The organism is Bacillota bacterium LX-D, assembly GCA_031628995.1.
Taxonomy (GTDB): Bacteria; Bacillota; DUOV01; order DUOV01; family Zhaonellaceae; genus JAVLUO01.
Map to the genome: position 1 here is coordinate 17,657 of JAVLUO010000004.1, position 16,628 is coordinate 34,284.

Here is a 16,628-nt window from a genome sequence, read left to right on the forward strand (position 1 = left end):
AAAAGCTTGATCGAAGGTATTATTATACGAGGCTACAGTGGTTTCTATTACGTTCAAACAAATGATAGTATCTATGAATGTTCTCTGCGGGGTAGGTACAGACTAAAAAAACAGGATTTCTTACCCGGCGATCGGGTGATGATATTGCCAAGGCAAGGGGAAGGGAAAGGAGTAATCGAAGAATTACTACCTAGAAAAGTTGAACTCCTTCGCCCTGCCATAGCTAATGTAAACCAAGCTATTCTGGTTATTCCTTTGAACAATAAACAGCCTGATTTAATGCTTTTAGATCGACTGTTGATTATGACGACAAATGCTGGGATTAGACCGATAATTTGTTTTAATAAAGTAGATTTAGCTGATGAAAATGTGGCAGCTGATCTAAAACAGCTATATCAAAAGATTGGCTATCAGACTATTTTGACTAGCGCTAAAAAAGAAATAGGAATTCAAGAATTAAAAAATGAATTGTATGGCAATATCTCTGTTTTTGCTGGGCCGTCAGGAGTCGGCAAATCCAGTTTGTTAAATGCAGTTGAGCCTGGTTTAGAACTGCAAACAGGAGAAGTAAGTAGAAAGAGCCAACGAGGACGACATACAACTAGGTATACATCTCTTTTAGCTTTAAAAGAGGGGGGATTCGTGGCAGATTCCCCTGGCTTTAGCTGCTTACATCTACCTGAAATGAAAAGAGAAGAACTGGCTTCATACTTTCCGGAATTCTCTTTGCAGCAACAATGTAAATTTACTACATGCCTTCACCATACGGAGCCAGAATGTGCAGTAAAACAGGCCCTGGAGGAAGGAAAAATAGATCCTAGGAGATACGAACATTATCTAGATTTTCTAGTAGAAGTTATAGCTAAGGAGAGGAGTTATTAAATGGTTCAACTGGCACCTTCAATTTTGTCTGCAGACTTTAGTCTTTTAGCTGAAGAAATCCTGGCAGCTGAAAAGGCTGGAGTAGAAATGTTGCATTTAGATATTATGGACGGACACTTTGTACCAAATATTACTTTGGGGCCTAGTCTGGTTAAAGCAATACGGCCAAAGTCTAAACTGCTTTTCGATGTGCATTTAATGATCGAAAATCCCGACCAATATATACCTGATTTTATACAGGCAGGTGCTGACATTATTTCTGTACATGCAGAAGCTTGTCCCCATCTGCATCGAACCATACAAAATATTAAAGAGCAGGGTGTTAAAGCAGCAGTTGCTCTAAATCCTGCAACACCTCTAACTGTTTTGGAGTACGTATTGCCGCAAATTGATATGATTTTACTAATGACTGTTAATCCAGGCTTTGGAGGGCAAAAATTTATTTCCGCTGTAATCCCTAAAATAGTAAAAGCGCGCCAAATGATTATAGAGTCTGGTCTAAAGATCGACTTAGAGGTTGACGGAGGTATTAATACTCATACTGCTAAGGAAGTAGTAAAATCCGGCGCCAATGTTTTAGTTGCTGGGTCTGCAGTATTTGGACAACCTAACATAGCAGATGCAGTTAAAAATCTTCGTGCCGCGGCACTTGATAATTAAATAAAGTTAAATTTATCAATATAAAAAGGCAATTGGCTATTATTTTTAATAACCGATTGCCTTTTTATATTAGAGCCATTTTTAGACGGTTTTTCTAAAGCATAAATTAAAAGATAAGTTAAACAATAAGAATTAACTGCTTCTGTTGAATTTATGAACAAAAAACCAAAGCACCGTTAAAACATAAGCCCATATTGTTTGGGCTTATATTCTTTCTTGACACATTCCATTAAAATGGTAAAATAAAATAAAATATAAATAAAAATTATAAGTTAATATAATCCTTCGGGGCAAGGTGCAATTCCTTACCGGCGGTATAGCCCGCGAGCCTTTTGCTGAAAAGGTTGATTCTGGTGTAATTCCAGAGCCGACAGTTAAAGTCTGGATGAGAGAGGGTGATAGACCATCATTATGAATTTTTCCTCCCGTTGGATAACCAGCGGGTTTTTTATTTAAACTAAATACAGTAAGAGGTGTTTATCATGTCTACAAAAAAATTAGTTAGGATTTCCTTATTAGCAGTTATTTCATTTTTATTAATGTTTACAATTGAATTTCCCATACCTTTTTTTCCACCTTATCTAAAGTATGACCCTAGTGAAATACCGGCGCTAATCGCAGCCTTTGCCTGGGGGCCTTGGATTGGGGTATTGGTAGAGTTTTTAAAAAATTTTTTATTCTTTATTTCGGGCAGATCTACAGCAGGGATTATTGGAGTTGTAGCAGCTTTTTTAGCAGGAGGTACTTTTGTTTTAGTAGCGGGATCTATTTATGAGCATAAAAAAACTTTAGCTCGTGCAATTATTGCTTTATTCGTAGGTTCTATAGCAATGACGGCAGTAATGACTACTGCTAATTATTTTGTTTTACTCCCTCTTTGGGGTATTCCAACGGAAAAAGTATTGCCTCTCCTTACTTCTGCTATTATACCTTTTAATTTGTTAAAAGCAGCAGTTAGTTCATTGGCTACTTTTGTTATTTATAAAAAAGTACATTCTTGGTTAGAATTTAATTTAACGGATATCAGCAGAGAGCCAAGAAAGGAAAGAAGTTGAGAAAATGAGAATTGGTATAGTAAGCGATACTCACGGAGATTTAAATGCTTGGGAAACCATTACAGAAGGATTGTTAAAGGAAGTTGAGCTGATTTTACATGCCGGTGACATTCTCTATCATGGGCCTAGAAATCCGCTAGTTAAAGGGTATCAGCCTAAAGAACTGGCTCAGGTTTTAAATGAATTTCCCATACCAATTCTGGCTGCACGGGGTAATTGTGATACAGATGTTGATCAGATGGTTTTAAATTTTCCTATTGCAAGTCCGTATTTATTTACTTTTTTAAACAATAAAAGAGTTTTAGTAGATCATGGTTATCGATTAAGTACAGAGGAATTAGTTCAACTATGCACAAAATGGAAAATCGATCTTTGTATAACAGGGCATACTCATATAGCCCTTTTAGAAAAAAAAGGGGACACAGTTTACTTTAATCCTGGTAGCTGTTCTTTACCAAAGGGAACGGGTATACCTAGCGTCGGGATTTGGGATAATAATGAGCTTAAATTACTAAATATTTATAGCGGCGATATTTTGGCAGAAATTCAATTATAGTAGCCTAAGGGTTTTAGTACATTATTGTCCTCAACTTCTACTTCTAGTACCCAAAACAAAGTTTTTAGTCGGTCTATGATAAAAAACATAGCAATATCTATTTCTTGTGTGCTGCGGCCTTTATTTTGTTCTATGCCTTTTTTAATAATTAAGTCAGTTAAGTAATTTTGATCGCTTATTACTTGCTCTACAATTTCTTCCTTCGTACGCATATGGAGCCTCCTTCAGAATCTTTACATTATATAATAATTAAAAAGGAGCTTTGTAGTGCGTAATAAAGGATAAATAATGTTGGCAAATAACCCCTAAAATAAAAGTGGTTAGTTTTTAAAAACTAACCACTTTTATTTTAGCTTTATTTAATTATATAGCTCTTTGAACTTTACCAGATCGCAAGCAGCGAGTACAAACTGTAATTCTTTTTGGACTACCGTCTATTATAGCTTTAACTTTTTGTACGTTAGGAGACCATACTCTTTTTGTTTTTATATTGGAGTGGCTGGCCTGATTTCCAGATGCTTTTACTTTGCCACAAATTTCACATTTAGCCATTTTTCCACCTCCTTAAAGTTTGACAATTTAATCCCAAATTAAAAACCTTTTCTATTTTACCAAAAGGATTAAAAATTAGCAAGTTTTTAACCGCCCGTTTCCCTGAGAATTAAAAAGTTTCTTCGCGCAGCAGGTATTAAAGCTCTAAATGTTGAAATTTTCATATATTGATTTAGGTCTATTTTGTTATATACTGTATATAATTTCTGGTTATAGTAAATATATTAATTACCTTAGGAAAGGAGGAAATAATTTGAAAAATACTATTCAAACCGAGTATGGTAAAATCACTATTTCCAAAGAAGTTATTTCGTCCATTGCAGGTTATGCGGCAGCTGAATGTTATGGGTTAGTTGGGATGACATCTCAAAAAATTCAAGATGGTTTATTTGAACTTTTAGGAAGAGAAGCAAATAAAAAAGGGATTCAAGTTAATATTTCAGACAGTACAGTAATAATTAATGTTTATATTGTAGTTGGATATGGTACGAAGATTAGTGAAGTAGCCAATAATGTAATGGAAAAAATTAATTACACTGTGCAAGAATATACGGGTATTCCTATCCAAAAGGTGAATGTTATTGTGCAGGGAGTTAAAGTTGTGGACTGAGGAGGTTCTGGTGTTGCAAACGTATCTTGAAGCCCGTCAGTTTAAAAATATGTTTTTAGCCGGGGTTCAAAATTTAGCAGCGAATAAAGAAAGTGTTAATGCACTAAATGTCTTTCCTGTACCAGACGGGGATACGGGAACCAATATGAGTTTAACTGTTTTGGCAGCGGCACGGGAAGTTGAAAAATTGGAAGTGCTAACAATTAAAGCTTTGGCTCAGGCAATAGCGACAGGAGCGTTGATGGGTGCCAGAGGTAATTCGGGAGTAATTTTGTCTCAACTTTTTAGGGGATTTGGACAGGTACTAGAAAATGCAGATAAAATTGATGGTGCAATTATTGCAGAAGGTTGCGAGAATGCTGTTAAGGTTGCTTATCGTGCCGTAATTAAACCGGTAGAAGGTACTATTTTAACAGTCGCCAAGGCTATCGCCAAAGGTGCCAAAGAAGCCGTAGGTTCTAAGGCGGACGTTGCCAGTGTAATAGGTATTGCTTTAGAACATGGACGGATAGCTTTAGCGAAAACACCAGAAATGCTGCCGACCCTAGCTCAGGCTGGAGTTGTTGACGCTGGGGGAGAAGGATTATGTTTAATTATTGAAGGAGCTTTTAACTCCCTGACAAATCAGGATCAAGCTGTTAATTTAGCGGCACAAGTACCCATTCAAAGTGCTAAGAGAATTGATTCTCTTCTTGCCAAAGATCAAAAAGAACAGGGAGATTTAAAATATCAATATTGTACGGAGTTAATTATTAAAGGCCAGGGTTTATCCCAGGAGTCTATTCGCCAAAGTCTGAAAAATTTGGGAGATTGCCTGCTGGTTGTAGGAACGGATACATTGACTAAAATACATATTCATACAAATCGACCAGGAAAAGTATTAGAGCTGGCTGTTGAGCTAGGTAAGCTACATGATATAAAAATTGATAATATGGCAGAACAACATCAGAACAAATTACTTTTTGAAAGTACGGAAGAAGCTAAGCCACTGCCAAAGACATTAAAAAGTACTGGTATAGTAGCAGTAAGCGCTGGAGATGGCTTAAATGAAATATTAAAAAGCTTAGGGGTTGATGTGCTGATCAATGGTGGACAAACCATGAACCCTAGTACTGAAGATCTTTTAGCTGCCATAAAAGAAACCAATGCTCAACAAGTGTATATTTTACCGAACAATAAAAATATTATTCTTGCTGCAGAACAAGCAAAAGAATTAGTTAAAGATGTTGAAGTTATCGTAATACCTAGTAAAACATTTCCTCAAGGAATGGCAGCTCTATTAGCTTTTAACCCCGATAGTAAGTCCGAAGATAATAAAGCCGATATGTGCCAGGCATTACAGAATATCCAGTCAGCAGAAATTACATATGCAGTAAGGGATTCTCAGGTTAATGGGCTAGAGATACAAGCAGGTGAGGTTATTGGGATTATTGAGAACAATATAGTGGAAAAAGGACAAAATATAAATGAGGTGATGAAAAGCTTAATTTACCAAATGGTAAAAAAAGGCGGAGAACTTTTAAGTCTGTTCTACGGAAGCGATGTTAAAGAAACGGAAGCAGAGAAACTATCTGCTGAATTAGCTGCAATTTATCCGGACTTAGAAATTGAGTGCCATTATGGAGGACAACCTTTATACTACTATATTGTTTCGTTGGAGTAGAATTTTTCAATGGCAAATACTTTTCAATTTATTCAAGATCTAATGAATTTAATTAGGCAAGAAGAAGAGCTTTGCTGTAATAATGCAGCTTGCTTTGGAGGATTTCATGCTAAATTAGTTTCTATTCTTTTAGCTATAGTTAAGTTGGAGCAAACTTTTCAGACTGATGCTAATTTCCAAAATCTAGTCCTTGAGGCCCAAAAGTACCAGATTTTATCTGGATCAGAGAGGCAAGAATTATTAAATAAGTTAAAAACGGTACTTGCTAATTTTGATCCAACCCTAAAGAATTCTGGTATTCCTGTTGCTTACACTAGTAATAAGCAAAAAATTAATTTATCAGTCCAGTATCTTAAAGGTGTAGGCCCTAAAAAGGCTATTTTATTAGAACGCTTGGGTATTAGAACTATAGAAGATTTATTGTACTTTTTTCCTAAACGGTATGAAGACAGACGAAACTTAAAAAAAATAAATCAACTAACTGCAGGAGAGACTGAGACTTTTGTCGGTCGTCTTATTTATTCGGAAATATTACAGTCCAAAAAAGGAATGACTATCTTAAAGGCTGTTCTTGCAGATCAATCGGGACAGGTAGAGTTAGTTTGGTTTAACCAAGCTTTTTTAAAATCTAAGTTAGTTAAAGATAATTTTTTTTTAGTTACGGGCAAAGTTAAAAAAAATATTTTCGAAACTCAAGTTGTAGTTAGCGATTTTGAAATACTTAATAATTTGGATGAAGCTTTCTATAGATCTATAACGCCAATTTATTCATCTACCGAAGGATTAAATCAAAAGTTATTAAGAGAAATTATTAGTCAAGCAATACAGTGTTATGGCGGCGCATTACCGGAAAATTTGCCCCAGGAAGTTATTGACCGGGAAAAGCTGTTCAATCGTTCTCAAGCATTGCAAACAATTCATTTTCCTGATAATTGGAGTACTTTGGAGCAAGCTAGAAAAAGATTTATCTATGAAGAATTTTTTTTCTTGGAAATTGGGTTAGCGGCAAAAAAACAAGTTGTTACAAGAAGGAAAGGAATAGCCCATCTTGGGAAAGGAAGACTGCTGCAAAATTTTTATTCTCATTTGCCCTTTACTTTGACAAAAAGCCAGCAAAAAGTTCTGCGCAGCATCTTAAAAGATATGGAAAGCCCCTATTGCATGTCTCGTATGCTACAGGGAGATGTAGGTTCAGGCAAAACAATTATTGCAGAAATTGCTTTGCTTAAAGCTGTTGATGCCGGCTTCCAAGGGGCGTTAATGGCTCCTACAGAAATTTTAGCTGAGCAGCATTTCTTAAACATGGAAAAAACTTTAAAGCTGCTGGGGGTTACTGTAACCTTGTTAACCAGTAGTTTAACTAAAAAAGAAAAAGAGGAAAGAATTACAGCCATTAAAGAAGGAAAAGTTGATCTAGTAATTGGTACTCATGCAATTATTCAGGAAAAGGTGTTGTTTAAAAATTTAAGCTTAGTCGTAATCGATGAGCAGCATCGCTTTGGGGTTATCCAAAGGTCAAAGCTACAGGAAAAGGGAATGAATCCAGATGTTTTAGTATTGACAGCAACGCCTATACCTAGAACCTTGGCTTTGTCCTTATATGGGGATTTAGATCTGTCAATAATAGATGAATTGCCTCCAGGCAGAAAACCTGTTTTAACTAAATATATAACGGAGGATAAAAGACATCAGGTATATCAATTTATAAAAAACGAAATAGATAAAGGTCGCCAGGCTTATATTGTTTGTCCCCTAGTTGAAGAATCTGACGTAATTCAAGCAGAAGCTGCCACTAAAATTGCCCAGTATCTGCAAAAAGAAGTTTTTCCTGAATTAAAAGTAGGTTTAATTCACGGACGCATTTCTACTTTAGAAAAAGAAGCAATCATGACTTCTTTTCGTGATAACTTAATTCAGATTTTAGTGGCAACAACGGTAATCGAAGTGGGAGTAAATGTTCCCAATGCCACAATTATGCTAATTGAAGGTGTCGAAAGATTTGGACTAGCGCAGTTACATCAGTTGCGAGGCAGGGTTGGCAGGAGCAATCATAAATCATACTGTTTTTTAATGGGAAGCTTACAAAGTAAAGAGGCTCGTGCCAGAGTTAAGATTTTATGCTCAACCAATGACGGTTTTAAAATTGCAGAAGAGGACTTGCATATTCGGGGCCCAGGAGAAATTTTTGGTACAAAGCAACATGGCTTATTGCAATTTAAGATTGCCAATTTAATTACAGATGTGGATATTTTAGAAAGAGCACGTTCGGGTGCTTTTGCAATGTTAGCCAAATACCCCCAACTTGCTAAGCAATGTAAAAATTTAATAATATAAAAAAATTTAGTATAAGATGTATTTTAATATCAAATAATAGCTACGAAAACTGAGTATATATTGAAGGGGTGTTTAGATTGAATCAATATTCACAACAAATTAGTTTTCGTATGAATCAATTACAAAATGAGCTAAACCAAATTGGGAGAATGGTTCAACAATTAGCAGAAGGTGAACAATCAAATTACAGACAACTTCAGCAAATGCACCAACACGAAACCAACATGTCTAATCAATTACAACGTTTAAGCCAAGTAGAACAACATGCAGCTTTCCAATTGTCTCAAATACAACAAATTTGCCAAGGAATTACCAATGAAATGCAGCAGCTATCTAGTTTAGCTAATCAAATGCCTGCTAGCAGCAACGTAGTGCCCACACCAGGTCAACAGGGTATCGCAAGTTTTACAACAAGCAGCTCTACTGCAGGAAGATCTAATTATGGAACTGCCGGACAATTTTCCACTGGAATTTCTGGGGGACAAATTGGGCCAACAGCGGGAAGCCAGTATTCCTTGGGAAACTACGGCGGTCAAATAGGTTCTTTACACAGTTTGGGGTTGAGTATGAGCAGCCCAACTGCTGGTAGATCCGATGAGCAATATTCACCAGCTGGCAGGTCCGATTATGGAACATCAGGACAGTTTGCGACGGGATCTTACGGTAGCCAAATAAACACACCTATTAGCAACCAATATTCTTTAGGAACTTATGGAGGCCAAATGGGATCTATGCACAGCTTAGGATTAAGCATGAGCAGCCCAACTGCTGGAAAAGCGGATGGGCAGGATTCACCTACAGGCAGACCCGACTATGGAACAGGCGGTTACGGTTACAGCTTAGGAAGCTATGGAAACCAAATAAATACTCCTTTAGCAGGCCAATCTAGTTTAGGTACTAGATTTATCTAATATTAAAAACATGGTAAAAGCCAGCCTAATAGGCTGGCTTTAAATTATAATTATTGTATATTTAACATTATCGGTTTAATACTAATGAAGAGTTATAGAAGTTATAGCTTGTGCTAATTCAGAAAAATAATTTTTATCTAATTGATCCTGATAAATGTTTTCTTTTAAACTTTTTAAAAAACTTCGGGAAAACTTAAAAATTTTATTATCAGCGAAAATAACTGTCTCTTGATCAGTTGTGTACGCGTCAAAACGAACTTGACGTTTTTGTAGTTCAATTTCCAGTAAATATTTATTTAAAAAATGCACTGAAAAAAATGCTAGCGTACCGTTTAGGGCTAACCATTCGGGTATCTGATATGCGCTGCACTGAAATTCGATTAAATCCTGTAAGTTTTCACTATCATTTTGTAATTCGTTTAAAACAGCCCAAATTAAGAAAAGCTCATTGGTAGGATGATCCTTAGCCCAGTCTTCAAATTGTTCATTAAAATCATCTGCAGTAGATATTTCGATTTCGTTTAATTTTTCATTAACAAAGTTATCTAAATAATAATATTGGGCCTCATTATTTAAAAAATAAAGATTGCCATAAGACTTTTTACCTGTTTTTGCCAATATATTCACCTCGCTTTGTATATTTATTTTGCGTAGAGAAAAAATAATTATATAAATTAGAGCAAGGAACTTTTCAGCGTGTTTGTCAATTTCTGATTTGTATGTAAAGAAAGTTTTTAGCATACCCTGTAGTTATAATGGGAAGTAATTATTTTACACAACACATTTTTAAAATACCGTCTGAAATTACCTTAGCTAACTAAAAAATTTAGAATTATAAAGGGATGGTTTAATGACAAAAATAAGGGTAGGCATAATTGGGGCTGGCATGGCTTTTGAACGACTTCACTATCCGGCTTACCAGGAATTAAACGATAAATATGAAATAAAGGCACTTTGCGACCCAGACGAGGCAAAGCTAAAAAAGTGGGCGCAACAGCTGAACTTAGAACAGGATCATGTGTCTAATAAGTACGAGGATCTACTTCCAAAAGATGATATTGATGTTTTTGATATTATGGTCCCTATAGAACTAAACTTTACTATTGCTGAAGCTGTTGCAAAAGCAGGCAAACCAATTATTTTAGAAAAGCCCCTTGGCTCTAATATGGAGGAAGCTGAAAGCTGTAGTAAATTGCCTCAAAAATATAGCGTACCCATAATGATTGCAGAAAATTTTAGGTATAACGAAGAAGTAAATATCCTTAGAGACTTAATTCAAAACCAAAAGGTTGGAAAACCTTTATATTTTCTGCAAAACAGGGTCAACAATTTTCCGGTGGATATGCTGAAAAACAAATTTTCCGCTAAAGAATGGCGCCAACATCCTGAATACTGGGGAGGAACTTTTCTTGACACTGGGATTCACGATTTAGCATCCCTCCGACATATTTTTGGTGCTGTGCAAGAAGTACACGCTTACGGGCAAAAAGAGAATGCAGATTACGCGCCTTACTCTGTTATAAATGCGAATATCCTTTTTGCCACTGGTTTAACTGGCCAGTTTACATTTTTTACTTCTGGACAGGAAAGTCAACGGCCATTAGTTGGGCTGCGTATTTTTTGTACAGACGGTATGATTTATTTAGAGGAAAGAGATTGCGGCACTATTAATATAGCTTTTAATAATGGGAAAAAGGAAACAATATCTTATCAACCACAGCGTGGGTATGTTAACGAACTTCTGAATTTTTATAACTCATTAACTAACAAAGAGGCAATTAGCGTAACTCCTGAAATAGAATTTGGAGATACTAAAATGGTATTTGATATTTTGAAATCTATTCAAAAAGGAACTCCAATCAGAGTAGATAAACTGAAAAATAATTTAAAATATTAAATATTTAGTGACTTAATGCTGATAAAATGTTAAAATAACTATGAAAGAAAATTGCAAAAATTTTTCCTGCAGTGTTTGCGTTGAGGCCGTTAATTGTTAAACCAACACATTTAACAAGGGAGTTTGAGTCCGATTGCAGCTGCCATGCCGTATATATCGGAAGGCAAAAACAATTGGCAGAACACCCACCTGCCAAGGCAGGTTTAGCTAATGCGGCAAGCGGCTCTGCGGGTAATTAATAAAGACAGTTGACTGTCTTTTTTTATTTTTTTATTGTTAACTATGAAATTTTTATAGTTGACAATGGAAAGATAATTAGAGATAATTAGATTGTGCGTAATTTATCTAACTTTTGTTAACTGTTATTAATTATGTGTTAACAATTGTGTAACTACATTTGTTTTACTCGGTTTAAAATATTATATTAGGAGGTTTGAATAAGTGCATTATTCTGTTAAAGACATTACTTATATAGCACTATTCACTGCATTGACAATTACTACAGCATTATTTACTCGTTTTGCCAGTGGTGTAATCCCTTTTAGTTTATTACCCTTTATCGTCATGTTAGGAGGAGGAATTTTAGGCAGTAAACGAAGTACAGCTAGTATGGGATTGTATGTTTTATTGGGACTTATGGGTATTCCCGTATTTGCCACACCACCATTTGGTGGCTTTGTTTATCTTTTACAACCATCCTTTGGATTTTTAATTGGATTTATTGTGGCTGCATATGTCATAGGCAAAATAAATGAAGTAAAATCTTTTTCATTAATAACTTCTATTTTTGCTAATTTCCTTGGTATATTAGTAATGTACCTAATAGGTTTAGCATATTTCTGGGGCCTTTTTAATTTCTATTTAGGAAAATCAATAACTATTCTAGCTGTTGTTAAAATTGTTTTACCATTGATCATACCTGATTTAGTTAAGGCCTTGGGAGCTTCATACTTAGCATTAGTTGTACGTAAAAGATTAAAATTATATAACATTGATTTTTAAAGGGAAATAACAATTCCTTGGTATTACAGGTGTAGAATGTACGTATTATTTACACACATTCCACTTGTGGTGCGCCCGGCATGGGCCTTGCTTGTCGGTGAAAGTCCGATACGGGGCTGATAGTGCCAACCGTTAGCCTAAGACAAGAGTGTCCATCGTGAGGTGGAATCTGAAGAAAGCCGGCGGCAAAGCTCTGGTCTGAGGAATACGAACTACATATAAGACATATGCCTGCAGGGTGAGTTTGCCACACAAAACGAAGTCCAAAACTATCCGAAGTGAGCGGTGTAAATGTAGCAGATAGATGGAGCGAAAGTAAGCGTTCCTACCTGGGGAGGTCTGGAAAAATACAAGGCTTAGGAATATGCGAACACAAGAAAAGGCTGCCGGCGAATAGCCAATAGCCCAATCCATGCAAGAACACTCACTAATGAATACCTGAGAAAAATAGGTTTACAGTCAATAAGTGAAAGATATTCATTAGTGCATTAATTCTATTGAACCGCCGTATACCGAACGATACGTACGGTGGTATGAGAGGACGCTGAATAAAATAATTATCCAGCTCCTACTTGATTTTATGACAACTGCAGTTAGGTGAATGCTGGTGATGACGATGATGGGAGCGACATCCTGAGGATTCTAAACTTGCGCGTACTTGTGACCTAATACCATCTAGATATTGCTCCCGAAGATTAGCTTGTTCTTGTTTTTCTTCATTAGTTAACCCTTCAGTCCGCTTCTTCCTAGCTAAATAGTTAATTCTTTCAATCAATTCATTTGTAATCAAAAAAATCACTCCTTTTCTTAAAAAATTTCAACTTATTTTTATAGGCATCAGAGTAACAGTACTAGTTTAGCAGTATATATAGAATATTACCATTAAAAAATATTTTTCTATAACATTAATCGACAAAAGTTTTAACTTAGATGTTTTACAATTTTACTAGAGCAGTTACAAAAAGATAAACAGATGAAAGGGGTCGGTTTCCGGTGAGCTTACATTACTTAGATCCTTTCAAGCTAACTTTGAAAGAAGTTGAAGAAGTAATATTTTACTACAAATTGGAGGATAAATTAAAAGAATTATTAATTGAAGTATCTAGAATGGATTATAACGGTTATATTAAGCTCAGTAAACCGAGAGATTTATACAGCCAAAAGGATTGGGAAAGAGTTTTTGAAGTCCTCCAAACAGCGATTATAGAATCAAAAGAACAAAAGTCTAATGAACCTTTACCGGATTTTATCGAAAAAAAATTACGTAAGATTTTGCAACGGGCTGATTTTCAAGGCTTTAAATGTTTTGTGGAAGTAAATTCCGCTTATTTGCCTCCTGAGGTGGTTCAGGAGAGCAACAATATGAAGTTTCTTAATTGGCTTTATGCACGCTTGAGAGATAATACTTTAGTTTTAGAAAGAAACAATATCCGCTTAGGAATAAATGCTAAGCCTGAAGATTTAGTTTACTAATCATTGATTTTTTTAAAACTAATTGCTAATCCATCACCCAATGGCAAGATAGTGCTCTCTAACAGCGGATGGTTAAATAAGGATTTGTTATAATTTTCTAGTAGTTCACGTTGCTTTTTTCTTGCCGACACTATTGGAAAAAGAACGTCGTCTGAAATCAATAAACCTCCTGGACGTAATTTTTCCACGCATATATCTAACATTGGTAAGTAAATGTCTTTGGCTGCATCTTGTAAGATTAAATCAAAAGGTCCTTCTAATTCAGTAAAAATAGAATTTGCTTTATTGTTGATAATTTCAACTCGATGGCTTAAGCCGGCTAGCTCCAGGTTCTTTTTAGTCTCATTTGCTAAACGGGGAGAATTTTCTATGGAAATTAGGTGACCATTTGTTTTTTCCAAAGCTTCCGCCAGCCAAATAGTAGAAAAACCTAAACAAGTACCAAATTCAACAACTTTTTTGGCGTTAATCATTTGGATTAGTAAATAAAGTAAGTTGCCTATATCAAGTCCAATAGAAGGACAAACGTCCTTACGTACTTTTTCCTCGGCTGCTATTATATCTAATTGGGGATTTTTATTCTTAATGAAATTATGAATATAATCAATCTTATCCAAGTTTAGGCCTCCAAAAAATATGATATGTACTTACATGTTATTCTATCTTTTTAGGAAAAAGTTAGCAATAGCTTTCTATACTTGCTGAACATCTCGCATTACTTTCCCCCTTGTGATTCTATTTATTTAGTGCCGCATTTCCTGCGGCTATTTTTATTTCTTTAAAAATTTCATTCCAGCTTACTGGCAAAATTGCGCAAACTCTATTTTTAAACCCAATTTTTATTGAATAGCTTTAATATCTGCGGACAAGATAAATATAAAAATAATTTTTTAAAGAAAATAACCTAAAGCCGATTAAAAAGTACTAGATAAAATGAAGGATGAAATAGCTCAAGAAATGGGCTTGACTACCAAGGCAAATACTTCTAGAAGGAAATAGGCATAAAGATTTGCTTTGGAGTTATACTAAGCCTACAACACCAAAAGGAGGTGACATTAATGGCAGAAGGTCAAAGAAGTAATACAATCGTAGTACCACAAGCTAGACAGGCTTTAGACCAATTAAAGTATGAAACTGCTGCTGAAATTGGGCTTCAGAACTACCAAGGTTACCTAGGTGATGTTCCTTCTCGTTTAAATGGTGCTGTTGGGGGAAACATGGTTCGCAAAATGATTCAAGCTTATGAACAATCAGCTTCCTCTCAGAGTTAATATTAAATAATAAAAGATTAAATAATTGTTGAAAGAGGTGATATTAATGGCAGAAGGTCAAAGAAGTAATACAATCGTAGTACCACAAGCTAGACAGGCTTTAGACCAATTAAAGTATGAAACTGCTGCTGAAATTGGGTTACAAAACTACCAAGGTTACCTAGGCGATGTTCCTTCCCGTTTAAATGGTGCTGTAGGCGGAAATATGGTTCGTAAAATGATTCAAGCTTACGAGGCTTCAGCTGCAGGTACTAATACAACTACAACTAAATAAGTATGTGCTCCCAATATTCATACTTACTAGCGGGCTTCGGCCCGCTTTTTCCGTCTACAGCATATGTATATTATTAATAATAATTTGGAGTTTAATACTAAAATTGTAAAAAAAAATTAACTATTGGAGATACATTGCAGAATTCTCTGGGTTGATTTCTGGATGCAATCCTTGATTAATGCCATCGGCAATAACTCGAGCTGTATTATTAATAAGTTCATCAATTTCTTTAGGGGTAACTGTTAGCTGTCCCCCAAAAGGTTCTAAAATTTGCCCGACAATTGAGCTTATACGTTCCTCGTTTATCTGTTGCGTTAAATAAGGATTGCCACTAGTTATAGCAGCAAAAACTCTATAAGCGATTACTGCAGCATTAATTACGGTTGGGATACCAATAGCTATCACGGGGACTCCCATTGTTTCCTGGTTGATGCCAACTCTTTTGTTGCCTATTCCCGACCCAGGGTTAATGCCGGTATTGCTTAATTGAATGGTAGTGCAGATTCGTTCTAAGTTGGCAGCTGCTAAAGCATCTATAGCAATTACAACTGATGGATGGATACGGTCAACAACACCTTTAATAATTTCCGCTGTTTCAATACCAGTAATACCTAGTACGCCTGGAGCAAAAGCACTAACTTCACGCAGACCACCGCGTAATTCTTCTGGAGCGTAGTGATAAAGGTGTCTTGTGACTAGGCTTTTTTCAATTACCTTTGGCCCTAAGGCATCGGGAGTTGCTTCCCAATTGCCTAAGCCTACTAATAAAACGCTAGCTTCTTTTTTAAGTTGTAATTCAGCAAAAAGTTGCTGAATTTGTTTTCCTAATTCAGCGCTAATTACTTGATGTATTTGGCGATTATTAACTTTCAAATCAGGTGCTTCAATTGTTAAATAAGTTCCAATTGGTTTGCCGGTAATTTTTTCTCCAGTTGAATTTAGTACTTTGATTTTTGTAACTGATCCATTTGCAAATTGTTCCTTTTGTTCAGATATTCCAGGGAGTTCTTGATTTAAATCACCTCGAAGAACCTCGGTAGCTTCAAGTGCTAAATCCATTTGAACATTTAAAGCTTTATAAAAATCCAGCATATTCATCAAAATAAGCCTCCTAAAACTTTACATTTTCCAGATTTTTATTCTTCCTATTTTCTTTGCTTTATTCTTCCGCTACTTTGGAAAAATATGCATTAAGATAAAAGAAAAGTTAATGAAGTATATTTTCGAATTGAATTCCGTTATGCTATACTAAAAAAAAGCTTACCTAAGAGGTGATGGTAATGGAAATTCATTGTTCCATCTGCGGGAAAAAATATGAAATAACAAAAATTCATAAGGATTATCTTCGCTTAGCAAGTGATCCTAAAGGCATATACATCTGCAATAATTGTAAAAATAGGATTCGTTATCAGAACCAAGAAGGTAATAAACCTAAAAAGCCAATTTGAGAATATACTTAAGTTTGATATATTCTCAATTTATTAAGCT

The 16,628-nt window shown here is 35.5% G+C and carries 20 protein-coding genes, 1 other RNA gene, 1 pseudogene and 1 riboswitch; of the genes and pseudogenes, 16 read left to right on the forward strand and 6 right to left on the reverse strand.

The annotated features are described in order from the left end of the window. The first annotated feature begins 6 nt into the window (after positions 1–6). From rsgA to yfcE, 4 genes are all read left to right on the forward strand, one after another. The gene (gene rsgA, locus RDV78_05060) at positions 7–882 is read left to right on the forward strand and encodes a ribosome small subunit-dependent GTPase A (protein MDS1029873.1); all 876 of its coding nucleotides are present in this window, start codon (positions 7–9) and stop codon (positions 880–882) included. Then, a complete protein-coding gene (gene rpe / locus RDV78_05065) occupies positions 883–1,542 on the forward strand; it encodes a ribulose-phosphate 3-epimerase (protein MDS1029874.1) in 660 nt (219 codons plus the stop codon). Positions 1,543–1,819: 277 nt separating this feature from the next. Next, positions 1,820–1,943: riboswitch (FMN riboswitch) on the forward strand. Positions 1,944–2,024: 81 nt separating this feature from the next. Next, complete coding sequence (locus RDV78_05070; protein ID MDS1029875.1) at positions 2,025–2,597, forward strand: ECF transporter S component; 573 nt, start codon at positions 2,025–2,027, stop codon at positions 2,595–2,597. A 4-nt stretch (positions 2,598–2,601) separates the two neighbouring features. Next, the gene (yfcE, locus tag RDV78_05075) at positions 2,602–3,153 is read left to right on the forward strand and encodes a phosphodiesterase (GenBank protein ID MDS1029876.1); all 552 of its coding nucleotides are present in this window, start codon (positions 2,602–2,604) and stop codon (positions 3,151–3,153) included. Here yfcE and RDV78_05080 read toward each other — a convergent pair. Both RDV78_05080 and rpmB read right to left on the reverse strand, forming a co-directional pair. Then, positions 3,144–3,365 (reverse strand): hypothetical protein, encoded by a 222-nt coding sequence (locus tag RDV78_05080; protein MDS1029877.1) that lies wholly within the window; start codon positions 3,363–3,365, stop codon positions 3,144–3,146. The two genes, yfcE and RDV78_05080, sit on opposite strands and share 10 nt — an antisense overlap. A 151-nt stretch (positions 3,366–3,516) precedes the next feature. Further along, positions 3,517–3,705, reverse strand: coding sequence for a 50S ribosomal protein L28 (gene rpmB, locus RDV78_05085; GenBank protein MDS1029878.1), 189 nt, complete (start codon positions 3,703–3,705; stop codon positions 3,517–3,519). A gap of 253 nt (positions 3,706–3,958) precedes the next feature. Between rpmB and RDV78_05090 the strand changes: the two genes are divergently transcribed. From RDV78_05090 to RDV78_05105, 4 genes are all read left to right on the forward strand, one after another. Next, entirely contained in the window at positions 3,959–4,315 is a 357-nt protein-coding gene (locus RDV78_05090) for an Asp23/Gls24 family envelope stress response protein (GenBank protein MDS1029879.1), read from the forward strand. 10 nt (positions 4,316–4,325) lie between these two features. Next, complete coding sequence (locus RDV78_05095; protein ID MDS1029880.1) at positions 4,326–5,978, forward strand: DAK2 domain-containing protein; 1,653 nt, start codon at positions 4,326–4,328, stop codon at positions 5,976–5,978. A 9-nt stretch (positions 5,979–5,987) separates the two neighbouring features. Further along, positions 5,988–8,312 carry an ATP-dependent DNA helicase RecG gene (recG, locus tag RDV78_05100; GenBank protein MDS1029881.1) on the forward strand — a complete coding sequence of 775 codons (2,325 nt, stop codon included), beginning with the start codon at positions 5,988–5,990 and terminating at the stop codon, positions 8,310–8,312. Positions 8,313–8,389: 77 nt separating this feature from the next. Continuing rightward, positions 8,390–9,223 carry a hypothetical protein gene (locus RDV78_05105; GenBank protein MDS1029882.1) on the forward strand — a complete coding sequence of 278 codons (834 nt, stop codon included), beginning with the start codon at positions 8,390–8,392 and terminating at the stop codon, positions 9,221–9,223. Between the two features lie 81 nt (positions 9,224–9,304). On the opposite strand, the gene RDV78_05110 is transcribed toward RDV78_05105, so the two are convergent. Further along, on the reverse strand, positions 9,305–9,841 hold the full coding sequence (locus tag RDV78_05110) for a hypothetical protein (GenBank protein MDS1029883.1): 537 nt from the start codon (positions 9,839–9,841) through the stop codon (positions 9,305–9,307). A 232-nt stretch (positions 9,842–10,073) separates the two neighbouring features. On the opposite strand from RDV78_05110, the gene RDV78_05115 reads away from it, so the two are divergent. From RDV78_05115 to RDV78_05130, 4 genes and pseudogenes are all read left to right on the forward strand, one after another. Next, positions 10,074–11,120: a Gfo/Idh/MocA family oxidoreductase gene (locus RDV78_05115; protein MDS1029884.1), complete on the forward strand. Its 1,047-nt coding sequence runs from the start codon at positions 10,074–10,076 to the stop codon at positions 11,118–11,120. A gap of 60 nt (positions 11,121–11,180) precedes the next feature. Beyond that, positions 11,181–11,358: non-coding RNA, 6S RNA (ssrS, locus tag RDV78_05120), on the forward strand. A gap of 203 nt (positions 11,359–11,561) precedes the next feature. Beyond that, the gene (locus RDV78_05125) at positions 11,562–12,122 is read left to right on the forward strand and encodes a biotin transporter BioY (GenBank protein ID MDS1029885.1); all 561 of its coding nucleotides are present in this window, start codon (positions 11,562–11,564) and stop codon (positions 12,120–12,122) included. Between the two features lie 336 nt (positions 12,123–12,458). Continuing rightward, a pseudogene (locus tag RDV78_05130) lies at positions 12,459–12,614 on the forward strand (group II intron reverse transcriptase/maturase). 76 nt (positions 12,615–12,690) lie between these two features. On the opposite strand, the gene RDV78_05135 reads toward RDV78_05130, so the two are convergent. Further along, positions 12,691–12,912 carry a DUF896 domain-containing protein gene (locus tag RDV78_05135; protein ID MDS1029886.1) on the reverse strand — a complete coding sequence of 74 codons (222 nt, stop codon included), beginning with the start codon at positions 12,910–12,912 and terminating at the stop codon, positions 12,691–12,693. 203 nt (positions 12,913–13,115) lie between these two features. Here RDV78_05135 and RDV78_05140 point away from each other — a divergent pair, with 203 nt between their 5' ends. Continuing rightward, on the forward strand, positions 13,116–13,595 hold the full coding sequence (locus tag RDV78_05140) for a hypothetical protein (GenBank protein ID MDS1029887.1): 480 nt from the start codon (positions 13,116–13,118) through the stop codon (positions 13,593–13,595). Here RDV78_05140 and RDV78_05145 read toward each other — a convergent pair. Continuing rightward, positions 13,592–14,212 carry an O-methyltransferase gene (locus tag RDV78_05145; protein MDS1029888.1) on the reverse strand — a complete coding sequence of 207 codons (621 nt, stop codon included), beginning with the start codon at positions 14,210–14,212 and terminating at the stop codon, positions 13,592–13,594. The two genes, RDV78_05140 and RDV78_05145, sit on opposite strands and share 4 nt — an antisense overlap. A gap of 441 nt (positions 14,213–14,653) precedes the next feature. On the opposite strand from RDV78_05145, the gene RDV78_05150 reads away from it, so the two are divergent. Both RDV78_05150 and RDV78_05155 read left to right on the forward strand, forming a co-directional pair. Continuing rightward, the gene (locus RDV78_05150; protein MDS1029889.1) at positions 14,654–14,866 is read left to right on the forward strand and encodes an alpha/beta-type small acid-soluble spore protein; all 213 of its coding nucleotides are present in this window, start codon (positions 14,654–14,656) and stop codon (positions 14,864–14,866) included. A gap of 46 nt (positions 14,867–14,912) precedes the next feature. Further along, entirely contained in the window at positions 14,913–15,140 is a 228-nt protein-coding gene (locus tag RDV78_05155) for an alpha/beta-type small acid-soluble spore protein (GenBank protein MDS1029890.1), read from the forward strand. Positions 15,141–15,260: 120 nt separating this feature from the next. Here the strand turns inward: RDV78_05155 and gpr are convergent, their stop codons facing one another. Continuing rightward, positions 15,261–16,238, reverse strand: coding sequence for a GPR endopeptidase (gene gpr, locus RDV78_05160; GenBank protein ID MDS1029891.1), 978 nt, complete (start codon positions 16,236–16,238; stop codon positions 15,261–15,263). 182 nt (positions 16,239–16,420) lie between these two features. Between gpr and RDV78_05165 the strand changes: the two genes are divergently transcribed. After that, a complete protein-coding gene (locus RDV78_05165; protein MDS1029892.1) occupies positions 16,421–16,588 on the forward strand; it encodes a DUF2197 domain-containing protein in 168 nt (55 codons plus the stop codon). The last annotated feature ends 40 nt before the right edge of the window (positions 16,589–16,628 follow it).